General features: G+C 58.9%; 11 protein-coding genes. 8 read left to right on the plus strand and 3 right to left on the minus strand.

What is annotated here, in order from left to right:
• Positions 1 to 58 precede the first annotated feature (58 nt).
• From ftsA to F8N36_RS06490, 3 genes are all read left to right on the plus strand, one after another.
• On the plus strand, positions 59 to 1,294 hold the full coding sequence (ftsA, locus tag F8N36_RS06480; RefSeq protein ID WP_022659333.1) for a cell division protein FtsA: 1,236 nt from the start codon (positions 59 to 61) through the stop codon (positions 1,292 to 1,294).
• Between the two features lie 44 nt (positions 1,295 to 1,338).
• Positions 1,339 to 2,652 carry a cell division protein FtsZ gene (ftsZ, locus tag F8N36_RS06485; protein WP_291331987.1) on the plus strand — a complete coding sequence of 438 codons (1,314 nt, stop codon included), beginning with the start codon at positions 1,339 to 1,341 and terminating at the stop codon, positions 2,650 to 2,652.
• Positions 2,653 to 2,918: 266 nt separating this feature from the next.
• The gene (locus F8N36_RS06490) at positions 2,919 to 3,200 is read left to right on the plus strand and encodes a hypothetical protein (protein WP_291331988.1); all 282 of its coding nucleotides are present in this window, start codon (positions 2,919 to 2,921) and stop codon (positions 3,198 to 3,200) included.
• A 71-nt stretch (positions 3,201 to 3,271) separates the two neighbouring features.
• Here F8N36_RS06490 and F8N36_RS06495 read toward each other — a convergent pair whose 3' ends face one another.
• Complete coding sequence (locus F8N36_RS06495; protein ID WP_291331989.1) at positions 3,272 to 3,538, minus strand: RNA-binding protein; 267 nt, start codon at positions 3,536 to 3,538, stop codon at positions 3,272 to 3,274.
• 337 nt (positions 3,539 to 3,875) lie between these two features.
• Here F8N36_RS06495 and F8N36_RS06500 point away from each other — a divergent pair, with 337 nt between their 5' ends.
• Both F8N36_RS06500 and F8N36_RS06505 read left to right on the plus strand, forming a co-directional pair.
• Positions 3,876 to 4,163, plus strand: a complete 288-nt coding sequence (locus F8N36_RS06500) for a hypothetical protein (protein ID WP_291331990.1) — start codon at positions 3,876 to 3,878, stop codon at positions 4,161 to 4,163.
• Between the two features lie 263 nt (positions 4,164 to 4,426).
• Positions 4,427 to 4,630, plus strand: coding sequence for a dual CXXC motif small (seleno)protein (locus F8N36_RS06505; protein ID WP_291331991.1), 204 nt, complete (start codon positions 4,427 to 4,429; stop codon positions 4,628 to 4,630).
• 63 nt (positions 4,631 to 4,693) lie between these two features.
• Here the strand turns inward: F8N36_RS06505 and F8N36_RS06510 are convergent, their stop codons facing one another.
• Positions 4,694 to 6,136, minus strand: a complete 1,443-nt coding sequence (locus F8N36_RS06510; RefSeq protein ID WP_291331992.1) for an aminoacetone oxidase family FAD-binding enzyme — start codon at positions 6,134 to 6,136, stop codon at positions 4,694 to 4,696.
• A gap of 127 nt (positions 6,137 to 6,263) precedes the next feature.
• On the opposite strand from F8N36_RS06510, the gene F8N36_RS06515 reads away from it, so the two are divergent.
• Entirely contained in the window at positions 6,264 to 7,265 is a 1,002-nt protein-coding gene (locus tag F8N36_RS06515; protein ID WP_291331993.1) for an alpha/beta fold hydrolase, read from the plus strand.
• Between the two features lie 73 nt (positions 7,266 to 7,338).
• On the opposite strand, the gene hrpB is transcribed toward F8N36_RS06515, so the two are convergent.
• Entirely contained in the window at positions 7,339 to 10,104 is a 2,766-nt protein-coding gene (gene hrpB, locus F8N36_RS06520) for an ATP-dependent helicase HrpB (protein WP_291331994.1), read from the minus strand.
• A 114-nt stretch (positions 10,105 to 10,218) separates the two neighbouring features.
• Between hrpB and F8N36_RS06525 the strand changes: the two genes are divergently transcribed.
• Together F8N36_RS06525 and F8N36_RS06530 are read left to right on the plus strand one after the other, a co-directional pair.
• Positions 10,219 to 11,346 carry a sigma-54 dependent transcriptional regulator gene (locus tag F8N36_RS06525; RefSeq protein ID WP_291331995.1) on the plus strand — a complete coding sequence of 376 codons (1,128 nt, stop codon included), beginning with the start codon at positions 10,219 to 10,221 and terminating at the stop codon, positions 11,344 to 11,346.
• Between the two features lie 56 nt (positions 11,347 to 11,402).
• A partial coding sequence (locus F8N36_RS06530) for a hypothetical protein (RefSeq protein ID WP_291331996.1) occupies positions 11,403 to 11,603 on the plus strand: 201 nt, incomplete at its 3' end.

The following is an 11,603-nucleotide window of genomic DNA, read 5'->3' on the forward strand; positions in this document are numbered from 1 at the left end:
CATATGCCATAAAGGCATGCTGCGGCGACCCGGAGACAGGCGTTTTGAGGAGAATGGCATGAATAAATCCGAGCTCATCGTTGGCCTTGACATCGGCACCACAAAGATCTGCGCTGTGGTGGGTGAACTGTCGGAGTCGGGTCTTGTAGATGTGGTGGGCATCGGTACCAGTGTTTCCACTGGCTTGCGCAAGGGCGTAGTGGTCAATATCGAGCAGACCGTCCAGTCCATCCGCAAAGCTGTGGAAGACGCGGAGCTCATGGCCGGCTGCGAGATCCACTCTGTGTATGTGGGCATTGCAGGCAGCCACATAATGGGCATCAACAGCCACGGCGTTATCGCCGTAAAGGGCGGCGAGGTTGCGCAGCGCGATATAGAGCGCGCCCTGGATGCCGCAAGGGCTGTGGCCATTCCCGCTGACCGCGAGGTCATCCATATTCTACCTCAGGAATACATAGTTGATAACCAGCGCGGCATTGCCGACCCGCTCGGCATGGCTGGTGTGCGCCTTGAAGTGAAGGTGCACATTGTCACCGGCGCTGTTTCTTCTGCACAAAACATTGTGCGCTCGTGCCATCGCAGCCAGCTTGAAGTGGCCGATATTGCCCTTGAATCGCTGGCCTCAGCCAAGGCTGTGCTGACCGAAGAAGAACGCGAAATCGGCGTTGCACTGGTCGACCTTGGCGGCGGCACCACCGATATTGCCGTGTTTGCCAACGATGCCATAAAGCACACAGCCGTTCTGGCGCTAGGCGGGCAGAATCTCTCCAACGACATTGCCTTTGGTCTGCGCACCCCCATTGCTTCTGCCGAAAAAATCAAGCTCAAATACGGTTGCGCGCTTGCCGACCTTGTTCGCAACGACGAATTCATCGAGGTTCCAAGCGTGGGCGGGCGCGAACCGCGCCGCCTTTCGCGCCAGGTTCTGGCCGAAATCTGCGAGCCCCGCATGGAAGAAATTCTGTACCTTGTTGATCAGACCCTCGTACGCTCCGGCTACAAGGACATGATAGGCGCGGGCGTGGTGCTTACGGGCGGCACGGCGCTTATCGAAGGCTGCCAGGAACTGGGCGAGCAGATTTTCAATCTGCCCACGCGCATTGGCTACCCGCGTAACATCGGGGGCCTCAAGGACGTGGTCAACAGCCCCAAGTTTTCAACTGCGGTTGGCCTGCTGCGTTACGGCGCAGAAAAAGAACTTTCCGGGCAGAAAAAATTTACCACACGTAGCGAAAGCGGCGTTTTTGACGGCGTCCTTTCACGTATGAAAAAGTGGTTTGCGGACATTTCATAACAACCTCAAGCGGGCATTTGAGGATAGCACAGAGGAGAGGTGTAATGGCTCAGTCAATCGTTGATGATATCGATACCTCGTTGGCCAGCAATGCCAAGATCAAGGTTATTGGCGTAGGTGGCGGCGGCGGTAACGCTGTGCAGAACATGATTGCATCTGGTCTGCGCGGTGTGCAGTTTGTTTGCGCCAATACCGACGTACAGGCGCTGAACAAGAATGGCGCTTCCGTTAAAGTGCAGCTGGGCGAAAAGCTTACCAAGGGTCTTGGCGCTGGTGCCAACCCCTCCATTGGCCGTGAGGCCGCTGTGGAAAGCGTGGGCAGCATCCGTGAAGCCATCGGCGATGCCGACATGGTTTTTGTTACCGCTGGCATGGGCGGCGGCACCGGTACTGGCGCGGCCCCCGTGGTTGCGCAGGCCGCCAAGGAAATGGGCGCTCTTACCGTGGGTGTTGTGACCAAGCCCTTCAGCTTTGAAGGTGCCAAACGCAAGCGTGCGGCCGAAGCTGGTCTTGAAGAATTCAAGCAGCACGTTGACTGCCTCATCACCATTCCCAACGACCGTCTGCTTGCCTTTGCTCCCAAAAAAGCTCCCTTCTCCGAAATGCTTCAGAAGGCCAATGACGTGCTGTACTACGCCGTCAAGGGTATCTCTGACGTGATCGTGGGCGAAGGCCTCATCAACCTTGACTTTGCCGACGTGCGTACCACCATGGCAGAAGCCGGTATGGCCCTCATGGGTACTGGCATCGCCTCTGGTGAAAATCGCGCCCGCGAGGCCGCCCAGCGCGCCATCATGAGCCCCCTGCTTGAAGATGTCTCGCTTGAGAGCGCCAAGGCGGTTCTGTACAACATCACCGCCCCCACCGACATTACTGCTGATGAAATCGCCGAAATCGGCGAAATCATCGGTGATGCCACCCCCGAAGATGCCAACATCATCTTTGGTGTTGTGTTTGACGACAACATCGGTGACGAAATCCGCCTTACCGTCATTGCCACCGGCATTGATTCGCCCCAGATCATCCAGCCCGTGCAGGTCCCTGCCGCCACGGTTACCAATTTCCGCAAGCCCGGTCCTGATGCCGTGGTTGCCGAACCCCGTCGTAATACTTCGCGCCTTTCGCAGCAGGGTATGATGGAAGAGCAGGAACGTGTTGAATCGCGCCTGCCCCAGTCTTCGCGCCGCTCTGAGGTGGAACGCTGGTACGACGAAAACAGCAGCCGTCCCTCGTATCTGCAGAAGCGTGAAGTTGTGGGCCAGCCCCGTCGTCGCCAGCACAATCCTGGCCACGAAGACTTCACCTACGACGAGGATGATTTCGAAATTCCTACCTTCATCCGCACCCAGGCCGACTAGTCTGTCGCAGCCTCGGTGCGCGTGGCAAATGCTTTTTGCCCCGTGAAGGCTCATGATTTTCAGGGCTTGCCTCTTCGGCCCTGAAATGCCCGCCGGGAGGCCCATTGGGGGCCTCCCAGAGCGGGGCGTGAAAGCCCGCTTTTATGCCGCAACCTTCTGTGGGTTGCGGTTTTTTATTGTATGTTGTTTCTATTGGCTGTGTTGTGTTCTGCTGAATTGATTAGCTTGACAGTGTTACTGCAACCCCGGTTAACAAGAGGTGCAGCATGGAATTGAAACAGGCTCTGACAATTCTGCGCGATCTGTTCATGCCGCAGCCCCGCAATGCCTGCCCGCATTGCGGGGGCATTCGTTGCTTTGGTGCATGCCAGTTCAACGAAAAGCAACCTGTGGAGTCTGGAAGTAGTAAAGATGGCCAGGCCCGGCAGGGTAGCGCAACCAATAACTGGGCGAGTCCGCATGCTGACGGGCAAGGTGTTGAGAAAAAGACAAATGGCTGCACAGCAGGGCAGGTTGCCGTTACTGACAAAACCCGAGAGCAGAAATAGATCAGGATTTGGAAGCCACAAAAAAAGCCGCTGTTTGCACAGCGGCTTTTTCTATACGGGAAATTTGTGGTCTACCAGCGGCGGGGCGCGGGGCGACGTTCTTCAGCCTGGTTGATACGCAGGGTGCGACCGCCAAAATCGGTGCCGTTCAGGGCTTCGATGGCCTTGTGAGCGTCGGCTTCGTCCATTTCAACAAAACCAAAGCCACGGGGACGGCCGGTTTCGCGGTCCATGATGAGCTTGACGGAAAGGGGATCGCCGTAAGGGGCGAACAGGGCTTCAACGCCTTCCTGGGTGGCGGAAAAGGGCAGATTGCCGACATAAATGGAAACAGCCATAACGACTCCGTTGTTAAGGTGGGTAAACTTTCCGCTTGAAGCCTTACCCACGCAAAGTCTCTGGCAAAAAGAAATACAGCACCCTATGAATAATGCTGAACACTACTTTCATGCGGCAATGTCGTCAAGGGGTATCTGCAGTGGCGGGGAGTTTGATTGCCAAACCGGTTAATACAACTGAACTGCTAGTGTTAGGCAGGATTTTTTTAAAGGCCTACTAACGTATATTATCGTTGTATGCTATGATTACTGGGTTAGGCGTAGAGGTTCTCAACTGTAAAAGGCCGGTATAACCGGCCTTTTTGACAGCAAGAATTAGATAGCCTGCGTCTTTTTCTTGGCAGAGGGCTTCTTTGACTTGGCAGGAGCCTTGGCAGAAGCCTTTTTTGCTTTGGCGGGAGCCTTGGCCTTGCTGGCCTTGGGCGCTTTGGTTCCACTTGCAACAGCCGGGGTCGTGTTTGCGGCATTGGCTTCGGTGCTGATCCAGCAGGGTGCGGTGATCAACGAAAGAGCCATGGCGGCCAAAAGGAGCTTTTTCATGTTAGTATCCGTTTCTTCTGGTTATGCCACATTCACAACAACATGGCTGTACGTCTATGGCATGAGCTGCGGCGGGACGCAATAACAAATTTAAGCCTATGGGGCCGTGTGTTTGCGGGCATTTTTTGCATGAGGCCTGTTGCAGTTGACAGGGGTGCAACGCCACAGGGCCAATGTTGACAAAATGTACCTTGAATGGTCTAACGATAAGCCGTTCATTTGGCCCCGCTGGCCACGTTACGGCTGTTTGCTTCTGCTCTGCTTTTTTGACTTCTGACAGCGTGATGCTGTCAGCATCTCTGGCAAGACCCAAGCAATGTTCAACCATCTTTTACACACAGAGTCGCCATGGCCTTTTTTGCACCACGTGACGTTAAGACAACGTTAGTATGCCCCACCTGCGGCGCCCCCCTGCACATAGCCCGCACCTGCCACGAAGTGTATATGCACTGCCCGGCCTGCAAGGCCCAGTTTCCGCTCCAGGATTATATCCGTCAGGCAGACGAAGCCATGGAGCATTTTATGGAAAACGTATACTGCAACCGCATTTAGCCAGTTTTATGGACGTGCGGGCAAGCTGCCGCCCGGGCCTTCGAGCACCTTTCTGCCGGTCGCTTACCTCGCCGGGCCATTACCTCCCAGGTGACGTGCCAGCTCTCTGCCTGCTGCAATACCGCTGGCCCAGGCCCAGTGCAGATTATAACCGCCCAGCAGGCCGGTAACGTCGAGCAGTTCGCCCACTACAAACAGATTGTTCCGCACACGGCTGCGCATGGTTTTGGGGTCTACTTCGTCGGTGTTCACGCCGCCGGAGCAGGCCTCTGCCTTTTTGAGCCCCGCCGTTGCACCTGGCGTGATGCTGTGCTTTTGCACTGCTTCAACCATGGCCAGACGCGCCGCGCGCGAGAGTTCGGCCACCTTGCGCCGCGCCCATTCCTGCGGCAGCAGGGCATCCACAAGACGCTGGGGCAGGTGGCGGGCCAGCAGTGCTCGTGGCGTCTGCTTGCCGGTCTGGGGATCATCAAGCAGTGCGGTCACATTCAATGCTGGCAAAAAATCAATGATCAGGGGCACCCCCTGATTCCAGTAGAGAGAGGCCTTGAGTGCTGCCGGGCCACTGAGCCCATCGTGGGTAAAGAGCAGGTCGTCCTGCCACTGGTGTTGCCCCAGGGTAACGCGCACCGGCAGGCTGATTCCCGTAAGATTCAGCAGGGGTGAGTTGCCTGCAAGTTTAAGGGGCGCAAGGGCGGCGCGGGGCGGAATGACGCTATGACCCATATCTGCCGCCAGCCTAAAGCCAGCGCCGCTACCTCCAGCCTGTGGCCATGCCGGGCTGCCCAGTGCCAACACCAGGGCCTTGCCGCGCCATGTGCCACTCTCTGTCTGTACGCTGAATCCATCGGCCAGGGCCAGCACTTCTGTAACTGCAGTATTGCAGGCAATGTGGCAGCCGCGTTTGCGGCAGTCATCCACAAGAGTTCTCACCATGCGCTGTGCGGCAACGGTCAAAAAGAGCTGCCCGTGTGAGCGTTCTTCAAAAGGCAGGTTCCACTCGTCAACAAGGCGCAGCATATGCTCTGGCGTAAACCCCTTGAGGGCAGGAGCGCAAAAGGCATTGCCCCTGCTGCCATCGCAACGGTAATCTTGCGGGCTCACCGAGCGGTTGGTGAAGTTGGCCTTGCCGCCGCCACTTACGGCCAGCTTGCGCCCCGGCATGGGGCCGCGTTCCAGCAGCACAACGCTCAGGCCGCTTGCGGCAGCCTGACGCGCGCACATAAGACCGGCAGCACCCGCGCCCAGAATAAGCACATCGGCAGTCGTGGGGCCGTTATAGGCAATGCCCCGTTGTGCTGATGATCGGCTGCCTGTGCCATTGTCAAAATGGAAGGTGTCAGAATCTGCAGCCTTGCGGTCATGGGCACTGCGGGCAGGATTTTTGTTGGGGCGGGAATCCACAGGGGGCGTAGCCTGCCTGGGCTCTGCCTGGGCAAAGGCCTGACGTGCAGGATTTGACAGAAATTTACGTGCGGCGCTATTTTGGGGGGCTTTGTTGTGCATGTGGCGAAGGTATACGAGGCTCTGGCAGCTGCCAAGCCCTGTTTGAGGACAAAGTTGTCCTGTCCGCTGTCTGTTGTGGCCGCTGCATTGCCACTGTTCAACTCATACAATTTAACAGAGACTGCCAATGCCTGTTATTGCTTCAACGTACAATGCGCCGTGGTATGTGCGCAATGGTCATGTAAATACCATGTGGCCGGTGCTGTTTCGCGAGCGGCCAGCACTTGCCGCCAATGTGCGCAGAGTGCGCATTGACACGCCCGACGGCGACTTTCTTGATGTGGACCAGCACCCCGGCAGCGGCAAAGGCGGGCCAGAAAAGCCCTTTGGTCAGGCGCGTGCCATTGCCGTGGTCTCGCACGGGCTTGAGGGCAACAGCCACCGAAAGTATGTGCTGGGCATGACCAACACACTGCGTGCCGCTGGCTTTGACGTGCTGGCCTGGAACATGCGCTCGTGCTCTGGCGAGAGCAACCGCACGGCGCGCCTATACCACATGGGCGAAACGGAAGACCTGGCAACAGTAGTGCGCCATGCCGAGCAGTTTGATCGGCCTGTGCTGCTTGCTGGTTTCAGCATGGGTGGCAACCAGATTTGCCGGTATCTTGGCCGGGGCCCGGTATCTCCGCTGGTAAGGGCTGCCGTGGTTGTATCCGTGCCGTGCGATCTGGCCGCTGCCGCACCCGTGATGGACGGCCCTGCCTGCCGTATCTATATGGAGTATTTTTTGCGCAGCCTGCGCAAAAAAGTGCGCGAAAAAGCAGAGCGCTTTCCTTCATATCCATCGGCGAAGGGTGTGGAAAAGATCCATACGTTTGCAGAATTTGACGAGCGTTTCACCGCTCCGGCCTTTGGCTTTGCATCTGCCCGCGACTACTGGCAAAAAAATACCGTGTTGCCAGACCTGCCGCATATTGCAGTGCCAACCTTCCTGCTCATGGCAGCGGATGATCCATTTTGCGCACCATCGTGCTATCCGTGGCAGGCGGCAGAGCAGAATGCTCATCTGCATCTTGAGGTGGCCCGTCACGGCGGACATGTGGGGTTTGTACAGCAGAAGCAGGAATATTACAGCGAGCAAAGGGCGCGTGAATTTGTGCAGCTGCTTGCGCAGCGGGGCATCTTTTAAGCCGGCTGTTACCGCCACATGACAACTACCTGCCCTGTGAGCGGCAGTCATGTGGGTGACAGCACGCTGGTGATCAGCCCTTGTTCTGCTCGGCCAGCCGTTTTTTGGTCAAAACCGTGGCTGTGGCGTTCAGGGGGTCTTCCGGCCAGGGGTGCTTGGGGTAGCGGCCCCGCATTTCTGCCCGCACGGCGGGGTAGCCGGTACGCCAGAAACCGGCAAGATCGCGGGTAACCTGCAAGGGGCGGCCAGCGGGCGAATTGAGGCGCAACACCAGCGCCACACGGTTGCTGGCTATGCGCGGCGTGTCCACGCAGCCAAACAGCTCCTGCAGCTTGGCCGCCAGCCACGGGCCGCCGTCTTCGCCATACACGATGGGGCGCATGGCCCCGGAGGGAACCTGCCATTCCGTGGGGGTCTGGCGCTCAAGCATGCGGTGCAGGTTGCCCGGCAGCAGGCCACGCAGGGCATCGAACAGGCGAGCCGAATCCAGTGCGGCCAGCGAGTTGCCCCGGGACATCTTTTGCCCCTGTGAAGCGCCTAGCGCCTGCTCCAGCGCTGGTGCAAGCCACTGGTCAAGGTTTGCCAGCAGGGCCGCATCCGAAACGTCGGGCCATTCTTCACCTTCAAGCTCACGCATCAGGCTTACCCGCGCCCGCCACTGGCGTGCTGCCTCATCCCATGGCAGGCAGTCCAGCCCTTTGTTGCGCACGTGTTCGCACAACGCCGCCGCGCACTGATCGGGCAGGGGGCGTGGCAGTGGGGCGTCCTCCAGCACCAGAGCGCCCAGTACCTGCTGACGGCGTGCGCTTACAAGCCCGGCATCTGATACCGAAAGATTGTCTTCCGTGCGCATCTCAGCACTGAAAAGTTCTACCATGTCCTGTTCCGCAAGGGCGGCTGCAAGGCGAATGCGCCCGCGCGGAGCGGCCCCGTCTACCTCTGCCACTGCAAGAAACTGCTGGCGGGCCAGAGGGTCGTCGCTGGCAAGCTGTGCAGCACGGCCACTACGCAGTAAAAAAGGCGTGATGGCCGTCGGGCCGTTGCTGAGGGTGGTCTGCTGGCTGCCTGTCTGGATTGCCGCCTGACGCATGGCTACCTGTTCTGGCCAGGCAATGGCAATGAGCCGTCCAATGTTTGCGGCCTGAGCCAGAGCGGTGGAAAATATGCTTTGCAGGTGTTTTTGTTGCGCTTGCGGGTTGCCTGCGAGGTCAGCCGCGCCCGGTTGAAGTGATTGGCGGATGAGGCGCTGGGCAAGCCTGCGCAGGCGGTCGCGGGCAGAGTCTGCACCCTTGCCGGACGCTGCACCGCGGCAAAGCCAATCGAGACGCCGCAGTATGTCGCATCCGCAGGTTGCCCCGCCCATGCGGCTGCCTGCGGCATGAGCCAGAGGATCACGCTCTTCAAGCAGTGCCGCAACACAGGCTGCCAGATCCGCAAGGCCGTTTTTACGCCCCCACACGAGCAGACGCGCCGTGCGCGGTGCAAGAGGCAGGGCTGCCATTTCGCGCCCAAGCGCCGTTGGCCTTAACTGGGCATCAATGGCTCCCAGAGCCCGCAGGCTGTTTTGAGCCACAGTCAGGTGCGCTGCTGGCGGGGTATCGAGCCACGGCAGCGAGCCTGCATCGGTCACGCCCCACACCGCCAGTTGCAGGGCCAGACCGCTCAGATCGGCATCGAGAATTTCGGGTCGAATGTGGGGACGCATGCCGTGTTCCTGCTCTCTGGCCCACAAACGGCAGCAAATGCCGGGTTCCGTGCGGCCCGCGCGACCCGCTCGCTGCGCTGCGCCAGCCAGCGAAACTCTCTCTGTCACCAGCCGGGTGAGGCCGCTTGCCGGGTCAAACCGGGCCAGACGCGCAAGACCGCTGTCTACCACCAGCCGCACGCCTTCAATGGTCAGTGAAGTTTCTGCAATGGATGTGGCAAGCACCACCTTGCGCTGCCCGGATGGCGCTGGCGCAATGGCCGCATCCTGTTCGCGGGCGGAGAGGTTGCCGTACAGCGGGCACAGCGCTACATCGGCGGCAAGCCTGCCTTCCAGCAGATCCGCAAGATGGCGGATTTCGCCCGCACCGGGCAAAAAGGCCAGCAGGCTGCCCTGTTCTGTCTGCATGAGATGCGTAACCACGTCGGCCATGTGCCGCCACAGCAGGGGGCCAGCCCCGGTGTGCGTTGCCCCGCCCACAATCTGCCCTGCCCGAAGTGTGGGGGGGATGTGCCGCATCTGCACCGGGTATGTGTTGCCCTCGCAGAGCACAGAGGGGCACCCGCCCAGAAGCTTGGCCACTGCTGACACATCCAGCGTGGCAGACATGACGATCAGCCGCAGGTCGGGGCGCAGGGCCGCCTGGCTTTCAAGGCAGAGAGCCAGACCCGTATCGGCAATGAGCGAACGTTCGTGAAATTCGTCAAAAATAACGCAGGCGATATCTGGCAGGTCAGGGTTTTCCTGCAGCATGCGGGTCAGCACGCCCTCGGTCACCACCTCAACGCGGGTATTGCTGCCCATACGGCTTTCGTCGCGCATGCGGTAACCCACAAGGCCGCCGGGCACATCGCCCAGCAGGCTCGCCATATAGCGCGCCAGTGCGCGGGCTGCCACACGCCGGGGCTCAAGCAGCAGAATACGACGGTCCTCAAGCCAGGGTTGATTCATGAGCCACAGAGGCACTCGGCTGCTTTTACCTGCGCCGGGGAGGGCGCTGAGCACCAGATTGCGGCCATGCGTCAAGGTCGCCAGAATTTCGGAGCGCGAAACATCAAGCGGGCAGGGGGGAATGGCACGAATGCTCGCAGGCGCTGCTGCTGATGCGGGGTGGGGCGTGGTGCGATCGGTCATGGCAAAATGCGGCTGGCTGAGGGTAATGCAGGGAAATAGGCGCATTTTTACTGGCATTCCGATGCGTGTCAGTGTATTGACACAGGAAAGGATATGCACGCGGAGAATGCACACATGGAGTTGAATACCAGCGGCATTATCGGCCAGAGCACAAGCCTGGCTGAAGTCTTCAAGGTTCTCGGCAAGGTTGCGCCCACGGACAGCACTGTGCTTGTAACCGGTGAATCGGGAACTGGCAAGGAATTGCTGGTGCGCGCTCTTCACGCCAACAGCCGCAGGGCTGACAAGCCCTTTGTACCCATCAACTGTGGGGCCATACCTAAAGAGCTGCTTGAAAGCGAACTTTTCGGTCACGAAAAGGGCGCCTTTACTCACGCCATACGTTCGCGGCCCGGACGGTTTGAAATGGCCGATGGCGGCACCATCTTTCTTGATGAAATAGGCGAGATGGAGTTGAGCCTTCAGGTAAAGATTCTGCGCGTGCTGCAGGAAAAAGAGATCGAACGTGTGGGCGGCACCGGCAGCAAAAAGGTGGATGTGCGCATTGTGGCCGCCACCAACCGTGATCTTGAGGCAGAAGTTGCCGCCGGGCGCTTTCGCGAGGATCTTTACTACCGGCTCAACGTCATTCCCCTGCACCTTCCGCCCCTGCGCCAGCGCGGCAACGATGTGCTGCTGCTTGCACGGCATTTTCTCAATCATTTTTGCACAAAAAAAGACCGCACGCCCATGGGGCTTGATGAAATTACCCGCCGTATACTGGCGGCCTACGCCTGGCCGGGCAACGTGCGCGAGCTTGAAAACTTCATGGAACGCCTGAGCATCCTTGTGGACGGCGACACCGTGTGCATGGGTGACCTGCCTTCCAAGATTCTCGATAATGTGGGCGACGTATCGCTTTTGCCCCCGGTGGAAGAGATTTCGCCAGAGGTTGAAACCCCGTTGCAACCAGTGCAGGAAGCCCCCGAACAACATGAGGGCAACGCTCTCGTGGCTGCGCCGGGTGCCGAAACCGTGGCTGCGCCTGTTGCACTTGCCGTCACTGCCGGGGCATTTGTGTGGCCCAATCTTGGCGTGCTGACCGAGCATGGTCAGAACCTCAAGGATTTTCTTGATACGGTTGAGAACCGCCTTATTGACGAGGCGCTGGCCAAGGCAGAAGGCGTAAAAAATCAGGCCGCAGAGCTTTTGGGCATCAAGCGTACCACGCTGATTGAGAAGCTTAAAAAGCGCAGTATGTAGCGGCATAAAATTTGCATGATTTTTTGCGGCCCACAGGCCACAATATATCCTGCGAAGTGCAAGTGAAAACACAACTTTTCGCCGCCACGCCACGGCCTCATATTGCCGCCCGCAAGGGCGCGCCAGCATATCCCCATCGTTGCATGGGGGCTTTGTTGTTGTGCCTGTGCGTGTTGCTGCTTGCTCACCCGGCGCAGGGCATGAGCTGGAGCTGGTCGCCGATCGGGCAGGGCGGGGCGGTGTCGGCCGCCTGTGCT

Source organism: Desulfovibrio sp. (genome assembly GCF_009712225.1).
Taxonomy (GTDB): Bacteria; Desulfobacterota; Desulfovibrionia; order Desulfovibrionales; family Desulfovibrionaceae; genus Desulfovibrio.

Excerpts from the sequence above, each read along its gene's own strand:
- ftsA (WP_022659333.1), top strand. The coding sequence starts at position 59 with ATGAATAAATCCGAGCTCATCGTTGGCCTTGACATCGGCACCACAAAG.
- ftsZ (WP_291331987.1), top strand. The coding sequence starts at position 1,339 with ATGGCTCAGTCAATCGTTGATGATATCGATACCTCGTTGGCCAGCAAT.
- F8N36_RS06490 (WP_291331988.1), top strand. The coding sequence starts at position 2,919 with ATGGAATTGAAACAGGCTCTGACAATTCTGCGCGATCTGTTCATGCCG.
- F8N36_RS06495 (WP_291331989.1), bottom strand. The coding sequence starts at position 3,538 with ATGGCTGTTTCCATTTATGTCGGCAATCTGCCCTTTTCCGCCACCCAG.
- F8N36_RS06505 (WP_291331991.1), top strand. The coding sequence starts at position 4,427 with ATGGCCTTTTTTGCACCACGTGACGTTAAGACAACGTTAGTATGCCCC.
- F8N36_RS06510 (WP_291331992.1), bottom strand. The coding sequence starts at position 6,136 with ATGCACAACAAAGCCCCCCAAAATAGCGCCGCACGTAAATTTCTGTCA.
- F8N36_RS06515 (WP_291331993.1), top strand. The coding sequence starts at position 6,264 with ATGCCTGTTATTGCTTCAACGTACAATGCGCCGTGGTATGTGCGCAAT.
- hrpB (WP_291331994.1), bottom strand. The coding sequence starts at position 10,104 with ATGACCGATCGCACCACGCCCCACCCCGCATCAGCAGCAGCGCCTGCG.
- F8N36_RS06525 (WP_291331995.1), top strand. The coding sequence starts at position 10,219 with ATGGAGTTGAATACCAGCGGCATTATCGGCCAGAGCACAAGCCTGGCT.